Below are 24,532 nucleotides of genomic sequence, written 5' to 3' on the forward strand. Positions count from 1 at the left end.
CGATGACAGGTTGCGCGGCAAGGTCGGGGCATGACCCGGCACCAGCACCCGTTCGTCCCCTACGCGCCGCCGCGCCTGTCCGCGGAAGAAAGCCTCGCCCGCGGACAGGACCTCTACCGGCTCCTCGACGCACGGCGCTCGGTCCGCTGGTTCTCCCCGGACCCGGTCCCGCTCGAAGCCATCGAAACGGCGGTGCGGATCGCCAACACCGCGCCGAGCGGGGCGCACCACCAGCCGTGGACGTTCGTCGCGACGGCCGATCCCGGCGTCAAACGCGCGGTGCGGGAGGCGGCCGAGATCGAGGAACGGAAGTTCTACCGCGACCGGCATGCCCCGGACTGGCACGCGGCGCTGGCCCGGCTCGAAACCGACGAGCACAAGGAGTTCCTCGAGGTCGCGCCGTGGCTGGTCGTCGCGTTCGCGCAGAAGAGCACGCCGCTTCCGGACGGGTCGGTGCGGAAGAACTACTACGTCAACGAAAGCGTCGGCATCGCGTGTGGCATGTTCATCACCGCGCTCCACACGATGGGCCTCGCGACGCTCACGCATACGCCCAACCCGATGGGGTTCCTGAACGAGGTCTTCGCCCGGCCGGCCACCGAACGCCCGTACATCCTGTTCCCGGTGGGATATCCCGCGCCGGACTGCGAGGTCCCGGACCTGGAGCGCAAACCGCTCGGCGAAGCGCTGGTGGTCCACGCGCCGTTACCTCAGGGGTAATGGCTCCGGTGCGCCCGAGGACGTAGCGTCGGGCGCGTGACCACCACGGTGAAGGCCCCGGTCGGCGAGCTGCTGCGGGAATGGCGCGACCGCCGCCGCATCAGCCAGCTCGACCTCGCGATCTCGGCGGACATCTCCACGCGGCACTTGAGCTTCGTCGAGACCGGACGGTCGAAGCCGAGCCGCGACATGGTGCTGCGGCTGAGCGAGCACCTCGACATCCCGCTGCGCGAACGCAACCGCCTGCTGCTCGCCGCGGGGTATGCGCCCGCGTACGGCGAGTCGGACCTCGGCGCGCCGGAGATGGCCGTGGTCCGCGAGGCCGTCCGCCGCCTGCTCGCCGGACACGATCCGTACCCGGCGGCGGTGGTCGACCGCGCATGGAACCTGGTCGACGCCAACCTCAGCCTGGCGGTGCTCACCGAGGGTGTCGCACCGGAGTTGCTGACGGGTCCGGTGAACGTTCTGCGAGCGACGCTGCACCCGGAAGGCATGGCGCCGAACGTGCTCAACCTGGGCGAATGGCGGGCGCATCTGCTGGGCCGGTTGCGCCGCCAGGTGGAGCAGACGGCCGACGGCGAGCTGGCCGCGTTGCTGGCGGAACTGCGCGGGTACCCGTGTGCCGATCCCGTGCCGGAGGTCGAGATCCCGGGTCCGGGGGACATTTTCGTGCCGCTGCGGTACCGGCTCGGCGAGGTGGAGCTGACGTTCTTCAGCACGGTGGCGACGTTCGGTACCCCGCTCGACGTGACGGTGGCGGAGCTGGTGATCGAGTCGTTCTACCCGGCGGATCCGGCGACCGCGGCGTTCTTGCGTGAGCGCGTGACCGGCTGAGCGCGGCTACGATCGGGCGCATGCGGGCGTTCGTGGTGACCGGGCCGGGGGAAGGCGGGCCGGCGGAGGTGCCGGAACCGGTGGCCGGGGTCAGCGAGGTTGTCGTCGACGTCGAGCGGGCCGGGGTGTGCGGGACGGACGTCGAGTTCTTCAGCGGTGAAATGCAGTACCTCGCCGACGGGCATGCGCGTTATCCGATGCGGCTCGGGCACGAGTGGTGCGGCACGGTTTCCGCGGTCGGACCCGGGGTGCATCCGGCGTGGGCCGGGCGGCGCGTCACCGGGGACACGATGCTCGGCTGCGGGCACTGCCGCCGCTGCCGGGCCGGGCACCAGCACGTATGCGCGGACCGGGAGGAGGTCGGGATCCGCGGCGGCCGGGCGGGCGCACTTGCGGAGCGGCTGGCGGTACCGGTGCGGTCCCTGCACGAACTGCCCGCCGGACTGGACCCCGTGGCCGGCGCGCTGGTCGAACCCGGGGGTAACGCGTGCCGGGCGGCGCGGGCGGCCGCGGGGGAGCGGGTGCTGGTGCTCGGGCCCGGCACCATCGGGTTGCTCACCGCGCTTTTCCTGCGGGCCGCGGGGAGCGAGGTTCATCTCGTCGGTACCACGTCATGGTCGCTGGAGTTCGCACGCAGCCTGGGATTTCCCGCCGAGAGGCGCGCACCGGAGCCGCCGTTCGACGCCGTCGTCGACGCGACCAACGACCCGGCGGCACCCGCGCTTGCCGCGGAGCTCGTGGAACCCGGGGGCCGGATCGTCTACATCGGACTGTCCGGCCGTCCCAGCCCGCTCGACACCCGGACGTTGGCGTTGAAGGACCTCACCGCGGTCGGCGTGCTGAGCGGTTCCCCCGGCCTGGCCGCGGCGATCGACGCGTACGCGGCCGGAGACGTCGACCCGCGTCCGCTGGTGGCGGCGACGGTCGGGCTGGACGAGGTCGCGGCCGTCTTGGCAGGGGAGCGGCCGGTCGGAGCGCCGAAGATGCACGTCGACCCGCGCCGGTAACCGAGTTGCCTGTCGCGCGCGGAGACGAGAGGCTGCGGACATGAGTGCCGACCTGACTTTCCGCCAGCCGACCGAAGCCGACCATGCCCGTGTGCTCAGCGTGCTGGAACCTTGGTGGGGCGGGCTGAAGGGTGCGGCGGGTGCGCAGGAGCGGGCGCTTTTGGTACCCCGCCTGTACTTCCAGCACTTCACCCCGGCCAGCCGGCTCGCCGAACGCCCGGACGGGACCCTCGCCGCGTTCCTGCTCGGCTTCCGCTCGCAGACCGACCCCGATACGGCGTACATCCACTTCGTGGGCGTCGACCCGGCGCTGCACGGGCAAGGTCTCGGCCGGACGCTGTACACGTGGTTCTTCGCTCGGATGCGGGATTGCGGTGTGCGGAAGGTGAAATGCATCACCAGCCCGGGAAACGCCGGGTCCCGCGCCTTCCACGCGCGGCTCGGTTTCACGGAGTCGGAAGTGCTCGCGGACTACGACGGCCCAGGCCTCGACCGGGTCGCCTTCACGCGCAGCATCGCCGAGCCGTAAGTCCGGTGGCGCTAGCCCTTCACCGCGCCCGCGGTCATGCCGGACACGAGTTTCCGTTGCACGATCAGGAAGAAGATCAGCGCCGGGATCGCGTAGACCACCGACGCGGCCATCACCCCGCCCCAGTCCACGGAAAATGCCGTGCGGAACGACGACAGCCACACCGGCAGCGTCTGCTTTCCCTGGTCCCGCATGAACACCAGGGCGAACAGGAACTCGTTCCACGCGGTGATGAAGCTGAACACCGACGTGGTCACCAGGCCGGGTCCGAGCAGGGGCAGCGTGACCCGGCGGAAGGCGCCGACCCGGCTGCAGCCGTCGATCATCGCGGCTTCTTCGAGGTCGTACGGGATACCGTTGACGAAGCCGTACAGCATCCACACGGTGAACGGCAGCGACGTCGCGAAGTACACCAGCAGCAGCGACGGAAGGGTGTTGAGCAGGCCGAGGTCCCGCATGAGCAGGTACATCGGGATGAACAGCGCCGACAGCGGGGCCAGCTGCGCGACCAGGATCAGCAGCAGGAACCCCTTGCGGCCGCGGAAGCGGAATCGCGCGAGCGGGATCGCCGCCAGCACCCCGACGACCAGTGCCGCGAGCACCGCGCCGAGCGTGACGATGAGGCTGTTGCTCAGGTAGGTCACGAACCCGGGTTTGGTGAGCGCGGACGCGAAGTTCGCCAGCGTCGCCGAGCTCGGGATCAGGTCGTATTCGGGCGACAGGATCTCGCCGGGCGTCTTGAGCGCCGTGGTGAACATCCAGTACGTCGGGAAGAGGAACAGCAGCGTGACCACGATCCCGGCGGCCGAGAGCGAAATCCGCGCGGGCAGGGACTTCCTCATGCGATCTCCCCGTCCTTCGTCCGGACCAGCAGCTGCACGTAGCGGGCGGTGACCAGCAGGAGCAGCACCAGCATGATCGTGGCGATCGCCGCGGCCGACCCGAAGTGGCTGCCCGCGATGCCCTTGAGGTACTGCAGGATCGCGAGTGTGGTGCTCGTGCCGTCCGGCCCGCCTTGGCGGATGGCCCAGACCTGGGCGAACATGTTGAAGTCCCAGAGCACCGACAGGAACGTGACCATGGTCAGGATCGGCCGGATCGCGGGCCAGCTGACCGCGCGGAAGGTCTGCCACGCGCTGGCGCCGTCGATGCCCGCCGCCTCGTACTGCTCGCGCGGTACGCCGATCAGGCCCGCGTAGAGCGTGAAGGCCACGAACGGCACGGCCTGCCACAGCACCAGGAGCCCGATCACCACGAGGGTGCTGGTTCCGCTGGAGAACCACGAGTAGCCGATGAACGAATGCATCCCCAGTTTGTCGAGCGTTTTGTTGAGGATTCCGTACTGCTGGTCGAAAATCCACTGGAACACCGTGGTCGTCGCGATCACCGGGACCGCCCACGCGAGCACCAGCGCGATCTGCACGCAGATCCGCAGCGCCGGGTGCAGATGCCGCATCAGCACCGCGATGAGCAGGGCCACCAGCAGGGTCGCGGCGACGAGCGCGGCGGTGAAGAGGATCGTGCGGACTGCGACGGTCCAGAACTCGGGGTCGGACAGCACGCCGGTGTAGTTCTCGAGCCCGATCCACACCATTTTGCCGGTGACGAGCTCGCGCAGGTCCAGCTGCCGCAGGCTGATCCCGAGCATCTGGATGGTGGGCCAGCCGAGCAGGACCAGCACCGCGGCGAGCGCGGGCAGCAGCAGAAGATAAGGGGTGAGCCGTTCGGAGCGGACCCGCTTCCCCTTGGCGCCGCGCGCCGGTGCCGGCGGGGTGGTCCCCGCCGGCACCGGTACGTCCTTCGTCGTCGTCATCCGCCGATGATCTTGTCGAGGGCGGCGTTCGCGTCGGCGGTGGCCTGATCGAGGGTCTTCTTCCCGGTCAGGTAGGCGGTCAGCATGTCCTTCAAGGGGTTCTGGCCGGATTCGACCTCACCCCACTTCGGGCTGGTCGGCACCGCACGGCCGTTCTTCGACGCCTTCGCCATCACGGAGCCGAGCGGGTCCTTTTCGAGTGCGCTGACGTCGGTGGAGGTGCCGGGCACGTACCCGCCGGCGGCCATCTGGGTCATGTACTTCGTGCTGCTGAGGAGCTTCAAGTACTCCTTGGCGAGGTCCTGCTGCTTGCTGTTGACCGGGACGACCAGGTTCGAACCACCGAGGAACACCGGCGCGCTCTGGCCCGCGTTCTTCGACGGAATCGGGAAGGCACCGGTCTTCGCGGTGATGCCGGGATCGGTCTTGGCCGCCGTGGCGACGGCACCCGGGGTGTCGATGAACATCGCGACCTTGCCGCCGCCGTAGATGCCCGCCTGCTGCGGGTTGGCTTCGTCGTTGTCCTTGGGCGCGGTGGTCCCGGACGCGTCGACGAGCTTCTTGTAGAACTCCAGTCCCGCCTTGGCTTGCGGGGTGTCGAGCGTGGACTTGAAGCTCTTGCCCTCGGCCTTGGCGACGTCGCCGCCGTTGTCCCAGATGAACGACAGCAGCGCGTACCAGTTCTGGCCGGGCAGGTAGAGCGGCTGGAACTGAGGGTCGCTGCCGAACTTCGCCTTGAGCTTGGCGATCGCGTCGAGCCATTCCTGGTCGGAGGTGGGTGGCTGGGTGATCCCGGCCTGCTCGAACATGTCCTTGCGGTAGAGGACTTCCCGGTTGGCGGCGTAGAAGGGCACGCCGTAGGTCTTGCCGTCGTACTGCCCGGACGCCTTGAGCCCGGCCAGCCACTGGGCGCCGTTGAGGTTTCCGACGTCGCCGGAAAGATCCTGCAGCACGCCTTGCGCGGCGAACGCAGGCGTCTGGGTGTTCCCGACCTCGATGACGTCCGGGGGAGTGTTGCTGGCCAGCGCAGTGGTGAGCTTCTGCTGGATGCCGTTCCACTGCTGGATCTGGTAGTCGACCTTGACGCCGGGATGGGCCGCCTCGAACTCCTTGTTGAGCCCGGCGGTGAGGCCGTCGGGCGCGGAACCGGTCATGAGCCAGACCGTCAGCGTGCCACCCTGCTGCGCGCCCCCAGCGCCCGATGCGTCGTCACTCCCGCCGGAACCGGCACACCCGGCAGTCGCGAGCGTGATGGCGGCGGCCCCCGCCGCCAGCTTGAGCCAGCGCTTCACGTGTCTTGTCCTTTCGGTGCCCCGGCCCAGGAGCCGGTGATGCGAATGGTGTAGACCAATGTTCAGCAGAGTGGTCCGGACCACAGCCGGTGTCAAGACGGTTGCCAAGATGTTGCGAACCGGCGCGCCGGTCTGACTCAGCGTGCGCGCCCGATTACCGAACCGCGCGAAAAATGCGCAGGTGAGAGCCGCAGGAGCCACCCGGTGAAGAGTTCCCGGCGACCGCCACATGGTTGGTGAGGAAATCCTGATCCACCCACGGACCTCCGGCCGCGGACCCCCGGTCCTGGGTGGTTCAGCCGCCGCCGAAGTCCGTGAAGGGAACCATCACGGAATCTGATTCCCTCATGGTTCCCTTCACGGACTTCCCCCCACCGCCCAACCGCCGCCCGCGCACCCGCCGAGACCCAGGCAGCCAGACTCGGCCCTGCACCCCGATCCGAAGCCGAAACACGGTCTGAGGGGGCTTGTCAAGGCATCTTTCCCGCCTTGCCAAGCCCCCTCAGACCGTCGTCACAATCCAGCTTCGGGGTGCCCCACGCAACAGTTCTCCCGGACACAGAACCCCACCCACGATGGGTGACTTTCCCCCAGCCGGGCTCAGCCCGAAAACCCCACTGACCTCGACAAACCTCCCAAACCCCACCAGCCCCATCCTCCCCGCCGGTTTACACACGTCCCACCTGTCACACACACTGACCCTGCCCAGGTCACCCGGTACCGCCCTCGGGGAAGAGATGCGGACAGCCGGGCGCACCGCAGGGCGTGCCGGAAAAAGAGGGAGTGACGGGATGACGGGCTCCGGGCGGATTGCGGCTCGGGTGGGTTCGGTCGTCGCCGCGGCGGCGGTGGTCGTCGGCGGTGTGCTGGGGGCGCTGCAGGCGACCCCGGCAGCGGCTGCGACCGCCGAGGTGCCGGGGATGGACGTGTCCGGGCATCAGGGCAATGTGGACTGGCAGGCGGCCTGGAACGCGGGCGCGCGCTTCGCGTACGTGAAGGCGACCGAAGGCACCGGGTACCGCAACCCTTACTTCACCCAGCAGTACAACGGTTCCTACCAGGTCGGCATGATCCGCGGCGCGTACCACTTCGCGCGCCCGGACATCTCCGACGGCGCCACCCAGGCCGACTACTTCGTCGCGCACGGCGGTGGCTGGTCCGCCGACGGCCGCACGATGCCGCCGATGCTGGACATCGAATACAACCCGTACGGCCAGACCTGTTTCGGCCTTTCGCAGTCCGCGATGGTGGCGTGGGTCCGGTCGTTCTCCGAGCGCGTGCACGCGAAGACGACCCGCTGGCCGATGCTCTACACCACCACCGACTGGTGGAAGACCTGCACCGGCAACTCGAAGGCGTTCGGCGAGACGCATCCGCTGTTCATCGCCCGGTACGCGAAGACCGCCGGCCCGCTGCCGGACGGCTGGCGGTACTACACGATCTGGCAGTACTCGGACTCCGGCAACAAACCCGGTGACCAGGATTCGTTCAACGGGTCGATGGAGCAGCTGATCAAGCTGGCCGGGGGCGCGGCGCCGAAGAGCGAGGCCCCGCCTGCGCCGAAGACCACCACGCCGAAGCCAACCCCGCCGACCTCATCGACTTCGGCGAAACCAGCGCCCACCACGACTCCGCCGAGCAGCACCTCGACGAGCCCCACCAAGACCAGCCCCACCACGTCAGCACCGGCGAAGCCGAAGACCATCGACGGTCTCGTCTGGGCGGGCGGCAAGCAGGCGAACCCACCGGCATCCCTGTCGGACGCCTCGAAGGCCGATTCGCTGACCGCCCGGGTCAACCAGGTCGCGGACGTGAAGCCGAAGGTCGCCCCGAAGACCACGCAAACGACCCCCAAGCAGACCGCGCAGGCCGCTCCGCAGACGACGAGCAAGGCACCGCAGGCCACCGCGAACAGCACGCAGGCCCTGGCGAAAACCGGCATCAGCACCCCGCGGATCGCCGTGTTCGGGGCTGCGCTGGTGGTGTTCGGCGCGATCCTGATGACCTTGTCGCGGATGGCCGCCCGGCGCTGACCGGGACCCGCCCGGTTACGCTCCGGTGGTGACCACGACTCGACCCGGCTTGCGCGGATTCCCCGGCGCGGTGCTCGTCGTCCGCTTCTGCACCGAGCTGGCGCTGCTGGCCGGGCTCGCGGTGGCCGGCGCCCGGATGGGCGGCAGCGTGCTGCTCGACATCCTCGCCGCCGTGCTGTGGCCTGCGCTCGCCGCGGTGATCTGGGGACTCGTGATCGCGCCACGGGCGAAACGGCGGGCCCCCGAACCGACCCGGTTCATCCTGGAGCTCGCGCTCTTCGCGGTCGCGGCGCTCGGACTGATCGCTTCCGGCTTGCCGGTCGCCGGGATTGTGCTTGGCGTGGCCGGAATCGCGACCGCGGTGGCCGTACGGGTATGGGCGAAGGACGGCTAGTCGAGGTCGTCGACCGGTTTCCGGTGTCGGTCTTCATCGTTGCCCGCTACCGCGACCAGAGTGAACCGGGGACGGCCGACTAGCCGCGCGCCGGATCCCGCCTGCTACCGGCTGGCCTACCTGGAGCGCGCTACCGGCGGTCGCACCAGCTCCGCTCACCGCGCCCCCCCGGACCAGAATCCGTCCGGACGGGACCAAGGAATCGGCGGCCGCGTCCCCGGCCTCCCGGATCAGGACGGCTAGTCGAGGTCGTCGACCGGTTCGAGGTCCTGGCGGGTCAGTGACGCGGTCGTCTCCGTGAGTTCGACGAGCAGGTTGTGGTTGAGCGAGTTCGCGATGGGCTCGGGGACCTCTTCCCGGACCAGCCCGCGGACGCGTGCGGCAGCCAGCCGCTTCCGCACCCCGGCGATCACGCGGTCGACCTTGCGCACGTTCCATTCGGCGTCCGGGTGGAGCGCCCGCATGATCTCCGTGACGTGGTCGCGGCTCATCGGCTGCGCGTTCGCCTCCCGGCGCAGGTACTGCTGGCCCAGGATGGCCAGTACCAGCTTTTCGGTGTCGCCGAGCGGCCAGACGTGCCCGGGCAGCGTCGGGCCGGTCACCGGCAGCGGGCGGTCGTGGTCGGCTGCGTTCACGTACACCTCGAGCGGATGCTTGCGCCCGCCGGAGCCGGCGATGAGCAGCGTCGTGTAGCCCGGCGGGAGCGCCTCCGGCTCGTCACCGGCGTGCAGCAGCCGGGTGCGGGAGAACTCGATCGGCGTGTGCCCGTTCGCGGTGAGCAGCCAGTGCCCGTGCCGGTGGGTCAGCGCGCCGTGCTCGCGGCTGACCCGCGGGTCGTCGGCCCCCACGACCACGCCGTCCGGGCCGGGTGCCCGGCCGAAGGCGACCCGCGCGTACTCGGCGGGCAGCACGGACGCGGTACCGGCCAGCCCGCGCACGAACAGCGCACCCGGTTCGCTGCTGGGGAAATCGGTCAACGCGGATCCTTCCGATCAGGGACCGGTCCCGATGCCCGGCCAGTAGGGTTCCCGCATGGATCTTCGTACCACTGCCCGGACCGCCGTCGTCCCGGTGGCACTCCTGGCCGCGCTCACCGCGTGTTCGAGCAGCCCCGCCCCGGCTCCCCAGCCCGCGCCGCCGTCGTCGTCGTCCTCGGCTGCGCCCGTTTCGGAGCCGGTCCCGGACCGGCAGCCGCACACGCTCGTGCTCAACGCGGACGGATCCGGCGCGCTCCAGCAGATCACCTACACCCTCGACGGCGAAACCAAGCAGACCGGGCAGGTGAAGCTCCCGTGGCGGCAGTCGCTCAGCGTGGCCGCCGACGGCAAGCCGCACCAGTGGACCCTGGAGATCACCTACTCCGGGTCGAGCGGCCAGGTCGAGATGTACTCGGTGTTCGACGGCAAGGAGTCCGTGCGCACCGCGAGCGGCGGCTCGGGCTCGGGCAACTCGCACGTGACCGGTTCGGCGTCGGTCGGCGGGACGGTGCAAGGCTGATCCCCGCTCAGGCCGGTCCGGCGTCGTGGTTCCACCAGTCGATCATCGGGAAGGCATCGGAGCCGCGGTGCGCGACGGCGAGGACGCCCGCCTGGTCGTCCGTCCACTTGAGATAGCGCTCGCCGTCGGAATCGACCGTGCCGCAAGCAAGCCGGCCGGTGCGGCCACCGCGGGAGTACGGCCGGTCGGCGGAGAACTTCTCCGGCAGGTCGGTGCACGCTTTCTCGGTGGTCTGCGTGCTGTTGTAGACCTGGTTCATCGTGGCGGCGTCGGGCAGCTGGTAGTACACGACCAGCTCGGCGCCGCTCGTCCGGCCACACGCGACGGCGGCCACCGGCTGCACCGCACCGAGGTCCTGCCACCGCTGGTCCGCGGACGGCCGCACGCAGTTCACTCGTGACGCGGCCGGGATCCGGTCCAGCAGCGTGCGTTCCGCCTGCGTCGGGAACGCGGGGGAGGACTGCGTGTTGACCTGCGTGACGATCCGGCTCAGCGGCGCGAGGTGCCAGTCTTTCCACCATCCGCCGGTCGCGTCCGCGGTGGTGCCGGTGACGTGGCCGAGCACGCCGAAGGACTCCAGGCTCCAGTCGATCGCGACCGTGCTCTGCGGACCGGGGTGGCACAGCACCTGCCCGAGGTCGACGCTCAGCCAGTCGAACCGGGTGGTACCCAGGAACGGCGTGCCCGGACAGGCCGTGCCGCTCGGTGCTTTCGCCGCGGTGACCAGGCCGTCGAAGGTGGTGCGCAAGGTGGCTGGGTCGGCGAAGCGGTAGTACGACACGGCTCGTGTGCCGGTGCCGCGCGGGATGCAGGCGACACCCGCGCTCGCGCCGGAATAGTCGCCGAGGTCGGCCGGGGGAGCGCGGTGGCAGCCGGTTCCGGCGGCGATCTGCACGAGCGCTTGCTCGTCCGCGGTCGGGAATGCCGGTACGCCGGTCCATCCGGCCCAGGCGGTGCGCAATCCGGCGTCGTCGGCCGCCGGCGCCGTCGCGGTGGTCACGGCTCGCGCGGCATCGTCCTTCCAGACCACAATGGACTGTCCATCCCGGACTTGGCAGAACGCGCGGCCGAGCGCCGGACCGGTTGCCGGGTAACGATGTTCGCCCCCGGTCGCGGCCGTGCAGTCGCCTTGGTCCCGGGAGACTCCGGCTCGGGACAATGCGGTGGCGTAGGCGTCGGAAGCCTGCTTCGGGTCGGCGTACAGTGCGGTGGTTGCGGGACGTCCAGCGGAGTGGCACGTGAACGTCGAGGTCGCGCCGGGGGCGGGCGGATCCGCGGTCGCGCAGTCGGCCCGAAGGGCGGCAGGAAGCCTCGAGATCGTGGCGTCGTCGAGCCCGGACGGGCCACCGGTGGTCAGCCATGCGACGAGCAACCCCACGACCACCACCGCCGCGGCCGGGATCCCCGCGCGCACCCACCGTCGGCGGCGCTGAGCTGCTTCGGTGGCGGCCACGAGGTCGTCGACGAGCGCGGTGCACGTCGGATGCCGAGCGGCCGGGTTGGTGCTCAGGGACCGGCGCAGCACGTTGACCGCGGGGTGCGCGAGATCCGTGTGGTGGTGCGGCGGCGCGCCGGCCAGGCATTCGTAGAGCACGCAGGCCAGCGAATACACGTCGGCGGCTGCGTCGGCCGGTTTCCCGGCGCGCTGTTCGGGCGCGGCGTAGCTGACCGTGCCGAGGAAGGCGCCGGTCGCGGTGAGCTGGGTGAGGTCGAGCTGGCGCGCGATGCCGAAGTCGCAGAGATAGGCCTGGCCGGTGGTGTCGTCGAGGAGGATGTTGCCGGGCTTGACGTCGCGGTGCACGAGCCTCCGCGCGTGTGCTGCGTCCAGCGCGGCGGCGATCCCGCGGCCGATCGCGACGGTCTGCGCGAACGGCAGCGGCCCCCGGTCCAGCAGGCGCGCCAGATTGGTGCCCCGTACGTACTCCATGGCCAGGTAGCCGAGGCCGCCGTCGGCGGTGAACCCGGCGTCCACGGCCCGGACGACGTTGGGGTGCACCAGCTCGCGGGCGATCCGGGTCTCGCGTTCGAACCGGGTGCGGAACCCGGGTACCGCCATGAACTCGGGGCCGACGACCTTCAGCGCGACCGGCCGCCCGCTCTGGGTGTCGAGCGCCTCGAAGACCTCGCTCATCCGGGTGCGGGCGAGCTGGCGCACGAGCCGGTACCGCGGCAGCCGCGCGGTGATGTCCGGCCGGTCCAGCGTCGGTGCTTCGGTCTCGTCCACTTCTCTCCCCCGAGGTGTGTGCGGAAGCGTACCGGTTGCAGCTACGGCCACACTGGTTGCGGACTCCGTCGCGGTGGATGAGACTCCGGCTATGCCGAGCCCGTTCAGCGCCGAAACGGCGGAAGCGATCCAGCACGCCCGCCAGCATTCCGCCGGGGATCTCCTGCGGCGTACCGCATTGCGCCTGCCGGACAAGCTCGCCGTGGTCTCCGGCGAGCGCCGCGCCACCTACCGGGAGTTCGACGCGGCGGTCAACCGCTGCGCGCACCGGCTCGCCCAACGCGGCCTGGTGAAGGGCGACCGGCTCGGGTTGCTGAGCCACAACTGCTGGGAATACGTCGTGCTCGTGTTCGCCACGGCCAAGATCGGCGTGGTGCTGGTGCCGGTGAACTTCATGCTCGGCGCGGAGGAGGTCGCGTTCATCCTGCGCCACGCCGGGGTGTCCGGGCTGGTCGCCGAGGACGCGCTGCTGGCCACCGCGGCGGACGCGCTGGAGCGGTCGGGCCGCACCGACGTGCTGCGCGGGCGGATCGGCGGCAGCGGCGACGGCTGGGAGAGCGTCGCGGACTGGATCGACCGACCGGGCGACGAGTCGGCCCCGTCCGTGCTGGTGGCGGACGACGATCCGCTGCGGCTGATGTACACGTCCGGCACCGAATCGCGGCCGAAGGGCGTGATGCTGTCGAGCCGTTCGCTGATCGCGCAGTACGTGTCGTGCGCGATCGACGGCAGCATGTCCGGCGACGACGTCGAGCTGCATTCCCTGCCGCTCTACCACTGTGCGCAGCTGGATTGCTTCTTCTCGGTGGACGTGTACCTGGGCGCGACGAGCGTGATCCTGCCCGGCCCGGATCCGGCTGCGCTGCTGGCCGCGGTGGAGCGCGAACGCGCCACGAAGCTGTTCGCGCCGCCGACGGTGTGGATCTCCCTGCTGCGGCATCCGGCCTTCGACGAGACTGACTTGTCGAGCCTGCGGAAGGGCTACTACGGCGCGTCGCCGATGCCTGCGGAGGTGCTGCGCGAGCTGGCGCGGCGGTTGCCGGACGTCGAGTTCTGGAACTTCTACGGGCAGACGGAAATGGCTCCTCTGGCGACCATCCTGCGGCCGCACGAGCAGCTGCCGAAGGCGGGGTCGGCCGGGCGCGCGTCGCTGAATGTGGAGACGCGGATCGTCGACGAGGACGGCCGCGAGCTGCCGCCCGGCGAGGTCGGTGAGATCGTGCACCGCAGCCCGCACGCGACGCTCGGTTATTACGAGGACGAGGAGAAGACCGCCGCCGCGTTTCAGGGTGGCTGGTTCCACTCGGGCGACCTGGGCGTGCTCGATGCGGAGGGGTACCTCTCGGTGGTCGACCGGAAGAAAGACATGATCAAGACCGGCGGCGAGAACGTGGCGAGCCGCGAGGTCGAGGAGGCGTTGTACCTGCTGGAGGGCGTCGCCGAGGTCGCGGTGTTCGGCGTCTCGCACCCACACTGGATCGAGGCGGTGACCGCGGCGGTGGTGCCGCGCGAGGGCGTGACGCTCTCGGAGGAGCAGGTGCTGGCGCATGCCCGGGAGCACCTGGCGGGGTACAAGTGCCCGAAGTACGTGGTGTTCGTGGAGGCGCTGCCGAAGAACCCGAGCGGGAAGATCGTGAAGCGCGCGCTGCGGGAGGTGCACGCGGGTCTGGCGCAGGGTTAGCTGCGCAGGTAGCGCTGCGCGACGGCGCCGTTGTAGCGGTTGAGGAATCCGGCGAAGGCACGGACTTCGTCGGGGGTCCAGCCGTCCAGGAGTCCTGCGACGGCTGCCCGGCGGCGGGAACGGGCGGGGGTGTGAGCTCTCGGCTGTAATCGGTCCGGTGCGTTGGCGGGCATCAGCGTCAGCTGGGGCAACGTTGTGAAGCGCGCGTGCGGGTCTGGCGCAGTTAGCGCTGCGCGACGGCGCCGTTGTAAGCGGTTGAGGAACCCGGCGAAGGTGCGGACTTCGTCGGGGGTCCAGCCGTCCAGGAGGCCTGCGACGGCGCGGGTGGGGGTGCGTGGGTTCTCGGTCGTCACCGTCAGCTGCGGCAGGTTCGTGAGCTGTGCACGAGGGTCTGGCGCAGGGTTAGCTGCGCAGGTAGCGCTGCGCGACGGCGCCGTTGTAGCGGTTGAGGAATCCGGCGAAGGTGCGGACTTCGTCGGGGGTCCAGCCGTCCAGGAGGCCCGCGACGGCCGCCCGGCGGCGGGAGCGCGTGAGTTCCATCAGTTCCCGTCCGCGCTCGGTTGGGGTGATGATGCCGCGGCGGCGGTCGTCGTCCGGGGCCGTGCGTTCGACCAGTGTCTTGCCGAGCAGGACCGACACCTGCCTGCCTGCGGTGGACGGGTCCAGGCCGAGTGCGCCGGCCAGGGTGCTGATGTCGACCGGGCCGACGTCGTCGAGGGTGCGCAGGATCAGGTATTCCGCCTGGTCCAGTTCGGCGTACACGTCGGTGCGGCGGCGCAGCATCTCGAAGTTGCGCACCAGCACGGCGGTCGCCCGCTCCAGCACGTCGAGGGCGTCGCTCGTCTGCTCCATGCCCTGGTCCTCCGGTAAGCCGCGGAAACACCGGTATCGTACCGGCGCCTTGCGCACCATGGGCCGGGAACAACCGGCCGGAAGTGTCCCACCATCCGGAAAGCGCTACGCCATGATGGTGAATTTCCCTCGGCATCTCTAAAGTCGCGTCGTCCCGTCCTGTTGATCAGCAAGGGAACCGTTGTCCGACATCCTGTCGCCGGGCGGCGCCCCGGTTCCGGCGGCCGCTCCGGCGTCGCGGAACCTGTGGCGCGCGCTGCGGCACGACCGCTGGGCCCAGGTCAGCGCGGTCGTCATCGTGCTGGTGATCGTCACCGCCCTCGCCGCGCCGTTGCTGGCGCTGCTCGAAGGCCAGGACCCCTACAGCTACCACACCGACCTGCTGAATCCGGCCGACGGCACCGGCGCCGGCTTCCTCGGCGGGATCAGCGGCAGCCACTGGTTCGGCGTCGAGCCGCTGACCGGGCGCGACCTGTTCGCGGTCGTCGCGTACGGCGCGCGGACGTCGTTCCTGATCGGGCTCGCCGCGACCGTCGTGTCGGTGCTGCTGGGCGTGCTGCTCGGGGCGAGTGCGGGGTACGTCGGCGGCTGGTGGGACACCGTCGTGAGCCGTGTGACCGACGTGCTCCTCGGGTTTCCGCAGCTCATCTTCATGATCGCCCTCGGCGCGGTCGCCCCGGCGGCGATCCCGCGGCCGTTGCTGCTGATCGCGGTGATCGGGTTGTTCGGCTGGCCGCGCGTGGCCCGCGTGGTCCGGGCGCAGACGTTGAGCCTGCGCAGCCGTGACTTCGTCCGCGCGGCACGGGCTCTCGGCGCGGGCGGGGTGCACGTGTTCCGCCGTGAGCTGCTGCCGAACCTGTGGGCGCCGATCATCGTGCTGACCACCGTGACCATCCCGGCCAACATCGGGCTGGAGGCCGCGCTGTCGTTCCTCGGCGTCGGCATTCCGCCGCCAGCGCCGAGCTGGGGCCGCTCGATCAGCGACGCCATCAACTGGGTCCAGACCGACCCGATGTTCCTGATCTTCCCCGGCGCCGCGCTGTTCCTCGCCACACTCGCGTTCAACATGCTCGGCGACGGGCTGCGGGACGCGCTCGACCCGAAGACGGCGGTGCGCCGGTGAACCGCACTCTGCGTTTCGCAGGCGTCCGGCTGCTCGGCATGCTCGGTGTCCTGCTCGTGGTCAGCTTCGCCACGTTCGCCGTGTTCTACCTGCTGCCGACGGACCCGGCGTTCATGTCCTGCGGCAAGCCGTGCACGCCGGAAAGCCTTGCGCTGGCCCGGGAATTCATGGGTTTCGACAAGCCGTGGATCCAGCAGTACGGCGATTTCCTCGGCGGCATCTTCGGCGGGCGCACGTTCGGGACCGGGGTGACCGCGGTCGTCTGCTCCGCGCCGTGCTTCGGGTACTCCTTCCAGCAGAGCGAACCGGTGCTCGCACTGATCGGGGATCGGCTGCCGGTCACGGTTTCGCTGGCGATCGGCGCGTCGGTGATCTGGCTGGCCGCCGGAGTGGCGACCGGCGTGTACTCAGCCGTGCGCCGCGGCCGGTTCGCCGACCGGGCCGCGATGACTGTGACGCTCGCCGGGGTGTCCGCACCGGCGTATCTGGTGGGGCTGCTGGGAATCCTGCTGTTCGGCTTCACTCTCGACGTGGTCCCGGTGAGCGGGTACGTGCCGTTCGCGCAGAGCCCGGTCGGCTGGGCGTGGCATCTGGTGCTGCCGTGGCTGGTGCTGGCGTTCATCAACGCTGCGGTGTACGCCCGCCTTTCACGCGGCCAGATGCTCGAGGTGCTCGGCGAAGACTTCATCCGTACCGCGCGGGCGGTCGGCCTGCCCGAGCGGACAGTGATCGGGAAGTACGCACTGCGCAACGTGCTCCTGCCCGTGGTGACGGTGTTCGCGATCGACCTCGGTGCATTGCTCGGCGGTGCGGTGATCACCGAGCGGGTGTTCGCGTTGCCGGGGCTCGGCGGGCTGCTCGTGGACGCGGTGCACCAGGTGGACCTTCCGGTGCTGATGGGCGTGAGCCTGTTCGCCGCCTTCTTCGTCGTCCTCGCGAACTTCGCGGTGGACGTGCTCTACGGGGTGCTCGATCCGCGTGCGCGGGTCACGGCTTAGAAAGGGAAAACATGGATCGCAGGGATTTCCTGAAGGCGCTGGGCTTCACGGCCACGGTTTCCGGAGCGGGGGTACTGCTGGCCGCGTGCAATGCGAACGAGCAGCCCGGCGGCGGGCAGGCGGTGGCAGTGTCGTCCGGCGGGACGCTGTACATCCTCACCGACACCACGTCGCAGCACCTCGACCCGGCGAAGAGCCAGAACCTGGCGATCACGACGACCGGGTTGATCCACCGGAGATTGACCGCGTGGAAGACGTCCGCGGACAGTCCGGCCACCGTGGTACCGGACCTCGCCACCGACACCGGCCGGGCGAGCGCGGACGGCAAGACCTGGACGTACACGCTGAAAGACGGCTTGAAGATGGTCGACGGCACGCCGATCACCAGCGCCGAGATCAAGTATGGCATCGAGCGGTCGTTCGACGCTGCGTTCGCCGGCGGGCTCAGCTACCACAAGACGCTGCTGGCGGGCGGGGCCGCGTACCAAGGTCCGTTCAAGGGTGGTGACCTGGCGTCGATCGAGACACCGGACCCGAAGACGATCGTGTTCCACCTGGCCCGTCCGTACGGCGACTGGCCGTGGATCGTGAGCATGCCCGCGTTCGCGCCGGTACCGAAGGGCAAGGGCACCGACGCGAGCTACGACGCGACGCCGGTCGCGTCCGGCCCGTACCAGGTGGCGTCGTACCAGAAGGGCGTGCAGGTGAAGTTCACCCGCAACCCGAACTGGGACGCGAAAACCGACCTCGCGCGCACGGGCCTGCCGGACGAGGTGGTGATCCAGCTCGGCCAGGACACCGGCGTGATCGCACAGCGGCTGCTCGCGAGCAAGTCCAACGACGCCTTTGCGTTCGGAGCGGCATTCGTGAACCCCGCGCAGCTGTCGCAGATCCGCACCAACCCGGCGGCGAAGAACCAGCTCGTGACGTCGAAGTCGGGTGCGCTGGCGTACCTGGCGCTCAACACCAAGCGTGGCCCGCTGGCGAATCTCAAGGTGCGGCAGGCTTTCCAGTACGCCGTGGACAAGACGGCCTACCAGGTCGCCACCGCGGGCAGCGCCGACCTGGCCGGTCCGATCGCCACCACGCTGATCACCGAGGGCATCGCCGGACGTGAGACGTACGACCTGTATCCGGCGCCGCCGTCGGGTGACGTCGCGAAGGCGAAGCAGCTGCTGGCCGAAGCGGGTTTCCCGAACGGGCTCGACAATCTGGACTTCCCGGTGTCCACGGCGAACAACGACTCGGACAAGGCACAGGCGATCCAGGCCGCGCTGGAGCGGGCCGGGATCCGCACGAAGCTGCGCCCGCTCGACGACGACGCCTGGACCACGCTGGTCACCGGCAACGAGGGCACCTACGACCTCACGCTCGGCTCGTGGCAGCCGGACTTCCCGAGCGCCAACGCCAACATCCAGCCGCTCTTCGGCACGTCGGAGATCGGCAACGGCGGGTACAACGAGTCGCGGTATTCGGTGCCCGAGGTGGACGAGCTGATTTCGCAGGCGCAGGGCACCGTCGATCCGACCGCCGCGGGGAAGCTGTGGGCCAAGGCGGACAAGCGGATCCTGCAGGACTCGCCGGTGGTCCCGCTGATCTACACGCGCAACTCGTTCCTGCACGGCGCGAAGGTCGGCGACTTCGTGATCGGCGAGTTCCCGGCGTACCCGAACTACCTGCAGATGGGCTTGGCGAAGTAACCCCGTGTCCGAGCACCTGCTGTCCCTGCGCGCGGTCTCGATCCGGTTCGGGGAGGTCGAAGCTGTTCGGGAGGTCGCGTTCGACGTGGCCCCTGGCGAGGTCGTCGCGCTCGTCGGGGAATCCGGGTCGGGCAAGTCGGTCACCGCGTTGTCGCTGCTCGGCCTGCTGCCGGACACGGCGACGGTCACCGGTTCGGCACTGCTGTCCGGGCGCGATCTGTACACAGTGGACGATCGAGAGCGGCGCGCGGTCCGCGGCGGCGAGATCGGCATGGTCTTCCAGGAGCCGATGAGCGCGCTGAACCCGGTGTTCCGGATCGGCACCCAGCTCGTGGATGCGGTACGGGCGCACCGGAAAGTGTCGCGGGCGGCGGCGCGGGAGCGGGCCGGGGAGCTGCTGGAGCTCGTCGAGCTGGACGCGCGGCGGGTCCTGCGGGCGTATCCGCACGAGCTGTCCGGCGGGCAGCTGCAGCGGGTGGTGATCGCGATGGCGTTGATCCACGAGCCTGCGTTGCTCGTCGCGGACGAGCCGACGACGGCGCTCGACGTGACCGTGCAGGCCGGGATTCTGCAGCTGCTGCGGTCGCTGCGGGACCGGCTGGGTACCGCGATTCTGCTGGTGACACACGACATGGGCGTGGTCGCGGACATCGCGGACCGCGTGGTGGTGCTGCGTGCCGGGCGCGTGGTGGAGGAGAACACTGTCGACGGGTTGTTCGCGCAGCCGCGGGCGGAGTACACCCGTGAGCTGCTGGATTCGGTGCTGTCGCTGGGTTCCACGCCGCCAGCAGCGGCGCGACCACCGGCGGAACCGCTCGTGTCGGTGGTGGATCTCGAGGTGACCTACCGCGTCGGCGGTGGTGCGCCGCCCGTGCGTGCCGTCGATGGCGTGACCTTGGAGATCGGGGCGGACGAGGTGCTCGGCCTGGTGGGCGAGTCGGGTTCCGGCAAGAGCACGATCTCGTCGGTGCTGACCGGGCTGGTCACCCCGTCGGCCGGGACGGTGCGGGTCGGCGGCGTGGACGTGGCGCGGGCGTCCGCGCGGGAGCGGCGGGAGGTGCGGCGGCAGATCGGGATCGTGTTCCAGAACCCCGCGTCGGCGCTCAATCCGCGCGCGACGATCGGAGCGAGCATCGCGGAACCGCTGGTGGTGCACGGCGAACGCGGCGGCCACCGCGAGCGGGTCGCGGAGCTGCTCACCGCGGTCCGGCTCGATCCGGGCTGGATCGGCCGGTATCCGCACGAGCTGTCCGGCGGGCAGCGCCAGCGGGTGGGGATCGCGCGGGCGCTGGCGTTGCGGCCGCGGCTGCTGATCGCGGACGAGCCGACCAGCGCGCTCGACGTGTCGGTGCAGGCGGCGGTCCTCGACCTGCTCGCGGACCTGCAGCGGGAGCTGGCGTTCGCATGCCTGTTCATCAGTCACGACCTGGCGGTGGTGGAGCGCGTCGCGGACCGGGTCGCGGTGCTGCACCGCGGCCGGGTGGTCGAGGAGGGCCCGGTTGCGGCGGTGCTGGGTGCGCCGCGGGAGGATTACACGCGGCGGCTCGTGGCAGCGGCGCCGGTCGCGGACCCGCAGCGGCAGCGGGAACGGCGGCAAACGCTGTCCTGACCGAGGCATTTCCGGGTCGGTACTGGCGTGAAGGTGGTTGCACATGGGCAAGCTGCTCTACTCGGCCGCGATGTCTCTCGACGGGTTCATCGCCGGTCCCGGCGGGGACATGGGCTGGCTGGCGCCGTACACCGGACCGGATCCCACTGCGGACGAGCTGGCCGCGGAGACCGGCGCGCTGCTGGTCGGCCGCCGGACCTTCTCGGGCGACGACCCGTATCGCGGCACCGAGGCGGAGGGCCAGGCGTTCGGGGGCGGCTGGGAGGGACCGCAGGTCGTGCTCACGCGGCAGCCTGCGCCTGCGGTGCCTGGGGTGACGTTTTGCGCGTCGCTGGCGGAGGGCGTCGAGGCGGCGCAGGCAGCGGCGGGGGAGCGGACGGTGAACGTGCTGGGCGCGACCGTCGCCCGCGCGTGCATCGAGGCGGGCCTGCTGGACGAGGTCGCGGTGATCGTGATGCCGGTTCTGCTCGGTGCCGGGGTGCAGCTGTTCGAACGCCCGTCGGGACCTGCGGTGCCGCTGGAACTGGTGTCACAGACCGGGACGAGCCTCCGGTACCGGGTCCTGGGCCGGTGAGAACCGGGCGATGGCGGCGCGGACCGCTTCGCCCATCGCCGGGCTGCCGGTGTGGCCGGAGTCGTCGATCACGATGAGCTCGGCGTCCGGCCAGGCTTGGGCGAGCTGCCACGCGGCACGCAGCGGCGCACCCAGGTCGTGGCGGCCGTGGATCAGCACGGCGGGAATGCCGTGCAGGCGGTGGATTTCGCGGAGGAGGCGGCCGTCGTCGAGCCAGGCGTGGTGGCCGTAGTAGTGGGCGCAGAGGCGGGCGAAGGCGACCAGATTGTCGTCGGGCCGGTCGCTGTACTGGCCCGGACGGCCCAGCGTTTCGTGGGAGATGACGGCGTCCTCCCACGCGCCCCAGGCGTGGGCCGCACGGAGCCGGACGGCACGGTCCGGGCTGGCGAGGAGCTGCGCGTACCCGGCGAGCAGGTCGCCGTCCGGGTCGGGCGCGGCTTGGCGGAAGGCTTCCCACCGGGCGGGAAGGAGGCGCCCGACCCCGCGGTAGAGCCAGTCGACCTCGTCCACGGTGCTGGTGAAGGTGCCGACGAGGATGATCTCACTGACGCGCTCCGGGTACCGCTGGGCGTAGGCGAGGATGAGCGTTGCGCCCCAGGAACCGCCGTAGAGCAGCCACTTTTCGACGCCGAGGTGGGTGCGGAGGCGTTCCATGTCGGCGATCAGGTGGCCGGTCGTGTTGTGTTCGAGACTCACCGCCGGATTCGCGACGTTGGGGGTGCTCCGCCCACAGCCGCGCTGGTCGAACACGGTGATGTGGAACTCGGCGGGGTCGAACCCCTTGCGCCCGGAGTCACGCCCTCCGCCGCCGGGACCGCCGTGCACGCACAGCACCGGCTTGCCGTCCGGATTTCCGCTGGTGGACCAGTAAACGCGCTGTCCGTCGCCGACGTCCAGCAGTCCTTCGGCCGTGTTCCCGAGCGTCGGCATACGCTGCACGCTACTGGATCACGTGCAGGATCCTCCCGTCCGCCGCCGGACCGGGTTTACAGCGCGGCGGGCAGGTCCCTAGGATCTGGCGCGCCGGAAGTGCCGCGGACGCGCAGCCCCGGCGAGGTGGAGGTCTGGATGGCTCACGGGGAGCCCGGCGGCACCGGCGACCTCGAGTCGGTGGCGAAGCTGGTGAGTTTGTCCGAGACGGCACCGATGCCCCGTATCGACGGCAGCGAACCTCCGCCGCTGGTCGCACCGCGTCCGGTGGACCCCGCTACGGCCTTTGCCGGCGCCCTGGACGGTTCGACGGCGGTCGACCAGCTGGCCGCCCGCGGCCCGGCGCCCGACGAACCCGACGCTTCCCTCGACGAGCTGCTGACCGCCCCGCCGCTGACCGCGCCGCCCTCGACCACGCCGCCGGACCGCCGCCGGTACGCGATGTTCGCCGGTGCAGCCGTGCTGGTGTGCGCGGGGCTGGGCGGATGGGCCCTGTGGCCGTCCTCGTCGAGCGGCACCACCGGACAGCCTGCGGAACCGCCCCCGGGCCCGGTCCGGACGTCGACGTCCGCACCCCCGGCCGTCAGCACCCTCAGCGCGACCCCGACGCCACCGGCCGCAACGGGCGAAGTCCGCGACACGACCGTCCGCGCGACCAGCCGCCCCGCGACCGGCGCCCAGCAACGGGGTGAGCAGGACGAGGAAACCCGGGGGAACCGTCCCCGCGACCCGATGGAGGACGCGTTCAGCTCGGCGGTCAGCTCGTACATGGACCAGTGGAACGGGCACGGGAACCAGCCCCCGCGGCGCTGGCACGGCTGAGCTGCGCTTTTCCCGCCGTGCGGGGCCGGGAGGCGCATGATCGCGGAATATTCGGGCAACACCGGGCCGGACCGGGTGACCGGCTCCGCGGCGGTCCATAGCCTGGGGCCATCCGGCGGTACCGGCACCTCCGGACGCTGGACCAACCGGAGCGGAGGCCCGTATGCCCGACACGGAGCCCGGCCGCAGCGGTGACCTCGATTCGGTCGAAAAGCTCGTGAGCCGATGCGACACCGGCCCGATCCCCCGGATCGACGAAACCGTGCTGCCGGCACCGGACCCGTCCACTGCAGCGTGGCCGGTCCCGACGGGCGCCGACGAGGCTGCTGCCTTGGTCGCCCGGTCGCGTCCGGCTGACGAGGCACAAAGCCCCGAATCTCCACCGCCGGCAGCCGATCACGAGCCGGAATCCGTCGCGGCATGGACGGCTCCGAAAAACGCCGACGCTGAAGTCCCCGCCGACACGGACCCGGAGACCACCGGCCGACCCGCGCCGAAGGGGCTGCGGGCGCGGCATGCGGTGGCCGCCGGAGTCACCGCGGTCGTCTGTGCCGGGTTCGCTGCCTGGGCTTGGCTGCCGTCGGCGGCGAGTGTCGATGCCGGGCCTGCCCCGGCGCCTCCCGGGCCGGTGCCCTCGTCCTCGGCGCCGCCGCCCACCACACCGAGTACCACCCCGCCCCCGGTGGCGACCGGCGAAGTCCGGGGTACCGGCGCGGGCGGCGGCGGCAGTCCGGCGGATGCCGAGAAGCCCGCCAAGCGCAGCCCGGCGCACCGGGCCCCCGCCGAGCGGAAGCCCGCGGACCGGAAACCCGCAGCTCCACCGCCCGCCAACACCCAGAGCGACGAGCGTTCGGACAGCGGTTCCCTTGAGGACCAGATCAACGCCTACATCCGGCAGCGGCTGGCCGAGCACGGGTTCTCCGGCGGCATGCCCTGATCGGGAGGCCCGGCGACCGATCGGGCGACCGTACCCGCCGGGCTGCCACCGGGGTACTACTGTGAGTGGGCCACTACCGCCTGAACCGTTCGCGAGGTACCCATGCCCGGCTCGCCGTCGTCCACGCAGTCGCCCAGCCAGGTTCCCGTGGGGGTGGACCCGAACCGGCCCAGCATTGCGCGGATCTACGACGGTTTCCTCGGCGGCAGTCACCACTACGAGGTCGACCGGGCGGTCATGGACAAGATCAGCACCGCCGTACCCGAGGCGGTGCACATCGCGCGCGGGAACCGCGGTTTCCACAACCGCGTGCTGCGGATGCTGGCCAGCCAGACCGAGATCCGGCAGTTCCTCGACTGCGGGTCCGGCCTGCCGACCGCCGAGAACACCCACCAGATCGTGCAGCGCCACCACCGTGACGCGCGGGTCGTGTACGTCGACAACGACCCCGTCGTCCTCGCGCACGGGCGCGCGCTGCTCGCCGAGAACGACTACACCCACATGGTCGAGGCCGACATCTTCGAGCCGCAAGGCGTGCTGCAGCACGAAACCGTCCGCGAGTACATCGATTTCTCGCAGCCGGTCGCGCTCCTGCACATCGGCACGATGCACCACTACGAGGGCGACGGCGCGGCCGACGTGATGCGCGAGTACATCGACGCGCTCGCGCCTGGGTCGTTCGTCGCGCTCGCCCATTTCTACGACCCCGAGGTCCCGGAGCTCACCGCGGTCGCCAAGCGGATCGAGGAGATCCTCGTCGCCGGGCCGCTCGGGGCCGGACGGTTCCGGACCCGCGCCGAGATCGAGGCGATGCTGCCCGGTCTCGAGCTCCTGCCGCCGGGCTCGACGGCCGGTCCGGGGCTCTCGGTCGCCGACGAATGGTGGCAGGACGGTCCCCGCTTGACGCCGCTCAGCGACGCGGCGAAGTGCGTTGCGGGAGTGGTCGGCCGCAAGGTCTGACCG

The 24,532-nt window shown here is 70.6% G+C and carries 24 protein-coding genes; 16 read left to right on the forward strand and 8 right to left on the reverse strand.

Annotated features, from left to right (window positions below):
* Positions 1-30 precede the first annotated feature (30 nt).
* The 4 genes from OO71_RS02020 to OO71_RS02035 are packed head-to-tail and all read left to right on the forward strand — an operon-like array spanning position 31 to position 3,090.
* Entirely contained in the window at positions 31-720 is a 690-nt protein-coding gene (locus OO71_RS02020) for a nitroreductase family protein (RefSeq protein ID WP_033287858.1), read from the forward strand.
* 36 nt (positions 721-756) lie between these two features.
* Positions 757-1,554, forward strand: a complete 798-nt coding sequence (locus tag OO71_RS02025; RefSeq protein ID WP_033287859.1) for a helix-turn-helix domain-containing protein — start codon at positions 757-759, stop codon at positions 1,552-1,554.
* 20 nt (positions 1,555-1,574) lie between these two features.
* Positions 1,575-2,561, forward strand: a complete 987-nt coding sequence (locus OO71_RS02030; protein WP_033287860.1) for a zinc-dependent alcohol dehydrogenase — start codon at positions 1,575-1,577, stop codon at positions 2,559-2,561.
* A 40-nt stretch (positions 2,562-2,601) separates the two neighbouring features.
* Positions 2,602-3,090 (forward strand): GNAT family N-acetyltransferase, encoded by a 489-nt coding sequence (locus OO71_RS02035; protein ID WP_033287861.1) that lies wholly within the window; start codon positions 2,602-2,604, stop codon positions 3,088-3,090.
* An 11-nt stretch (positions 3,091-3,101) separates the two neighbouring features.
* Here OO71_RS02035 and OO71_RS02040 read toward each other — a convergent pair whose 3' ends face one another.
* The 3 genes from OO71_RS02040 to OO71_RS02050 are packed head-to-tail and all read right to left on the reverse strand — an operon-like array spanning position 3,102 to position 6,195.
* Positions 3,102-3,932: a carbohydrate ABC transporter permease gene (locus OO71_RS02040; protein ID WP_033287862.1), complete on the reverse strand. Its 831-nt coding sequence runs from the start codon at positions 3,930-3,932 to the stop codon at positions 3,102-3,104.
* Positions 3,929-4,903 (reverse strand): carbohydrate ABC transporter permease, encoded by a 975-nt coding sequence (locus tag OO71_RS02045; protein WP_033287863.1) that lies wholly within the window; start codon positions 4,901-4,903, stop codon positions 3,929-3,931. The genes OO71_RS02040 and OO71_RS02045 overlap by 4 nt, the downstream gene beginning before the upstream one ends.
* Positions 4,900-6,195, reverse strand: coding sequence for a sugar ABC transporter substrate-binding protein (locus tag OO71_RS02050; protein WP_033287864.1), 1,296 nt, complete (start codon positions 6,193-6,195; stop codon positions 4,900-4,902). The genes OO71_RS02045 and OO71_RS02050 overlap by 4 nt, the downstream gene beginning before the upstream one ends.
* Before the next feature lie 791 nt (positions 6,196-6,986).
* Between OO71_RS02050 and OO71_RS53200 the strand changes: the two genes are divergently transcribed.
* Both OO71_RS53200 and OO71_RS02060 read left to right on the forward strand, forming a co-directional pair.
* Positions 6,987-8,228: a lysozyme gene (locus tag OO71_RS53200; protein ID WP_033287865.1), complete on the forward strand. Its 1,242-nt coding sequence runs from the start codon at positions 6,987-6,989 to the stop codon at positions 8,226-8,228.
* A 28-nt stretch (positions 8,229-8,256) separates the two neighbouring features.
* Entirely contained in the window at positions 8,257-8,622 is a 366-nt protein-coding gene (locus OO71_RS02060; protein ID WP_033288031.1) for a YrdB family protein, read from the forward strand.
* Between the two features lie 239 nt (positions 8,623-8,861).
* On the opposite strand, the gene OO71_RS02065 is transcribed toward OO71_RS02060, so the two are convergent.
* Positions 8,862-9,599 carry an FHA domain-containing protein gene (locus OO71_RS02065; RefSeq protein ID WP_033287866.1) on the reverse strand — a complete coding sequence of 246 codons (738 nt, stop codon included), beginning with the start codon at positions 9,597-9,599 and terminating at the stop codon, positions 8,862-8,864.
* Positions 9,600-9,654: 55 nt separating this feature from the next.
* On the opposite strand from OO71_RS02065, the gene OO71_RS02070 reads away from it, so the two are divergent.
* A complete protein-coding gene (locus tag OO71_RS02070; RefSeq protein ID WP_033287867.1) occupies positions 9,655-10,119 on the forward strand; it encodes a hypothetical protein in 465 nt (154 codons plus the stop codon).
* 7 nt (positions 10,120-10,126) lie between these two features.
* On the opposite strand, the gene OO71_RS46945 is transcribed toward OO71_RS02070, so the two are convergent.
* Complete coding sequence (locus tag OO71_RS46945; protein ID WP_051790922.1) at positions 10,127-12,343, reverse strand: serine/threonine-protein kinase; 2,217 nt, start codon at positions 12,341-12,343, stop codon at positions 10,127-10,129.
* Positions 12,344-12,434: 91 nt separating this feature from the next.
* Between OO71_RS46945 and OO71_RS02080 the strand changes: the two genes are divergently transcribed.
* A complete protein-coding gene (locus tag OO71_RS02080; RefSeq protein ID WP_033287868.1) occupies positions 12,435-14,024 on the forward strand; it encodes an acyl-CoA synthetase in 1,590 nt (529 codons plus the stop codon).
* Here OO71_RS02080 and OO71_RS02085 read toward each other — a convergent pair.
* Positions 14,021-14,377, reverse strand: a complete 357-nt coding sequence (locus OO71_RS02085) for a hypothetical protein (RefSeq protein WP_033287869.1) — start codon at positions 14,375-14,377, stop codon at positions 14,021-14,023. The two genes, OO71_RS02080 and OO71_RS02085, sit on opposite strands and share 4 nt — an antisense overlap.
* A 49-nt stretch (positions 14,378-14,426) precedes the next feature.
* The gene (locus tag OO71_RS02090) at positions 14,427-14,876 is read right to left on the reverse strand and encodes a MarR family winged helix-turn-helix transcriptional regulator (protein WP_033288033.1); all 450 of its coding nucleotides are present in this window, start codon (positions 14,874-14,876) and stop codon (positions 14,427-14,429) included.
* Positions 14,877-15,057: 181 nt separating this feature from the next.
* On the opposite strand from OO71_RS02090, the gene OO71_RS02095 reads away from it, so the two are divergent.
* Genes OO71_RS02095 through OO71_RS02115 form a run of 5 tightly spaced genes read left to right on the forward strand, consistent with a single transcriptional unit; the run spans position 15,058 to position 20,880 of the window.
* On the forward strand, positions 15,058-15,999 hold the full coding sequence (locus OO71_RS02095) for an ABC transporter permease (protein WP_033287870.1): 942 nt from the start codon (positions 15,058-15,060) through the stop codon (positions 15,997-15,999).
* Complete coding sequence (locus OO71_RS02100; protein WP_033287871.1) at positions 15,996-16,997, forward strand: ABC transporter permease; 1,002 nt, start codon at positions 15,996-15,998, stop codon at positions 16,995-16,997. The genes OO71_RS02095 and OO71_RS02100 overlap by 4 nt, the downstream gene beginning before the upstream one ends.
* Positions 16,998-17,008: 11 nt before the next feature.
* Complete coding sequence (locus OO71_RS02105) at positions 17,009-18,697, forward strand: ABC transporter substrate-binding protein (RefSeq protein ID WP_033287872.1); 1,689 nt, start codon at positions 17,009-17,011, stop codon at positions 18,695-18,697.
* A 4-nt stretch (positions 18,698-18,701) separates the two neighbouring features.
* On the forward strand, positions 18,702-20,306 hold the full coding sequence (locus OO71_RS02110) for a dipeptide ABC transporter ATP-binding protein (protein ID WP_033287873.1): 1,605 nt from the start codon (positions 18,702-18,704) through the stop codon (positions 20,304-20,306).
* Positions 20,307-20,349: 43 nt separating this feature from the next.
* The gene (locus OO71_RS02115; protein ID WP_033287874.1) at positions 20,350-20,880 is read left to right on the forward strand and encodes a dihydrofolate reductase family protein; all 531 of its coding nucleotides are present in this window, start codon (positions 20,350-20,352) and stop codon (positions 20,878-20,880) included.
* Here OO71_RS02115 and pip read toward each other — a convergent pair.
* Positions 20,836-21,810, reverse strand: coding sequence for a prolyl aminopeptidase (gene pip, locus OO71_RS02120; RefSeq protein WP_051790924.1), 975 nt, complete (start codon positions 21,808-21,810; stop codon positions 20,836-20,838). The two genes, OO71_RS02115 and pip, sit on opposite strands and share 45 nt — an antisense overlap.
* A 138-nt stretch (positions 21,811-21,948) precedes the next feature.
* On the opposite strand from pip, the gene OO71_RS02125 reads away from it, so the two are divergent.
* The 3 genes from OO71_RS02125 to OO71_RS02135 all read left to right on the forward strand — a co-directional run bounded on the left by OO71_RS02125 (position 21,949) and on the right by OO71_RS02135 (position 24,529).
* Complete coding sequence (locus OO71_RS02125; RefSeq protein ID WP_211260422.1) at positions 21,949-22,632, forward strand: hypothetical protein; 684 nt, start codon at positions 21,949-21,951, stop codon at positions 22,630-22,632.
* A 163-nt stretch (positions 22,633-22,795) separates the two neighbouring features.
* Positions 22,796-23,569, forward strand: coding sequence for a hypothetical protein (locus tag OO71_RS02130; RefSeq protein WP_033287876.1), 774 nt, complete (start codon positions 22,796-22,798; stop codon positions 23,567-23,569).
* A 102-nt stretch (positions 23,570-23,671) separates the two neighbouring features.
* Positions 23,672-24,529: an SAM-dependent methyltransferase gene (locus tag OO71_RS02135; RefSeq protein WP_033287877.1), complete on the forward strand. Its 858-nt coding sequence runs from the start codon at positions 23,672-23,674 to the stop codon at positions 24,527-24,529.
* Positions 24,530-24,532: the final 3 nt, after the last annotated feature.

Origin of the sequence: Amycolatopsis jejuensis, assembly GCF_000717335.1 — a bacterium.
Classification (GTDB): Bacteria; Actinomycetota; Actinomycetes; order Mycobacteriales; family Pseudonocardiaceae; genus Amycolatopsis; species Amycolatopsis jejuensis.

Excerpts from the sequence above, each read along its gene's own strand:
- OO71_RS02135 (WP_033287877.1), top strand. The coding sequence starts at position 23,672 with ATGCCCGGCTCGCCGTCGTCCACGCAGTCGCCCAGCCAGGTTCCCGTG.
- OO71_RS02125 (WP_211260422.1), top strand. The coding sequence starts at position 21,949 with ATGGCTCACGGGGAGCCCGGCGGCACCGGCGACCTCGAGTCGGTGGCG.
- OO71_RS02105 (WP_033287872.1), top strand. The coding sequence starts at position 17,009 with ATGGATCGCAGGGATTTCCTGAAGGCGCTGGGCTTCACGGCCACGGTT.
- OO71_RS02030 (WP_033287860.1), top strand. The coding sequence starts at position 1,575 with ATGCGGGCGTTCGTGGTGACCGGGCCGGGGGAAGGCGGGCCGGCGGAG.
- OO71_RS02070 (WP_033287867.1), top strand. The coding sequence starts at position 9,655 with ATGGATCTTCGTACCACTGCCCGGACCGCCGTCGTCCCGGTGGCACTC.
- OO71_RS53200 (WP_033287865.1), top strand. The coding sequence starts at position 6,987 with ATGACGGGCTCCGGGCGGATTGCGGCTCGGGTGGGTTCGGTCGTCGCC.
- OO71_RS02045 (WP_033287863.1), bottom strand. The coding sequence starts at position 4,903 with ATGACGACGACGAAGGACGTACCGGTGCCGGCGGGGACCACCCCGCCG.
- OO71_RS02090 (WP_033288033.1), bottom strand. The coding sequence starts at position 14,876 with ATGGAGCAGACGAGCGACGCCCTCGACGTGCTGGAGCGGGCGACCGCC.
- pip (WP_051790924.1), bottom strand. The coding sequence starts at position 21,810 with ATGCCGACGCTCGGGAACACGGCCGAAGGACTGCTGGACGTCGGCGAC.
- OO71_RS02080 (WP_033287868.1), top strand. The coding sequence starts at position 12,435 with ATGCCGAGCCCGTTCAGCGCCGAAACGGCGGAAGCGATCCAGCACGCC.
- OO71_RS02130 (WP_033287876.1), top strand. The coding sequence starts at position 22,796 with ATGCCCGACACGGAGCCCGGCCGCAGCGGTGACCTCGATTCGGTCGAA.
- OO71_RS02035 (WP_033287861.1), top strand. The coding sequence starts at position 2,602 with ATGAGTGCCGACCTGACTTTCCGCCAGCCGACCGAAGCCGACCATGCC.
- OO71_RS02020 (WP_033287858.1), top strand. The coding sequence starts at position 31 with ATGACCCGGCACCAGCACCCGTTCGTCCCCTACGCGCCGCCGCGCCTG.
- OO71_RS02040 (WP_033287862.1), bottom strand. The coding sequence starts at position 3,932 with ATGAGGAAGTCCCTGCCCGCGCGGATTTCGCTCTCGGCCGCCGGGATC.
- OO71_RS02115 (WP_033287874.1), top strand. The coding sequence starts at position 20,350 with ATGGGCAAGCTGCTCTACTCGGCCGCGATGTCTCTCGACGGGTTCATC.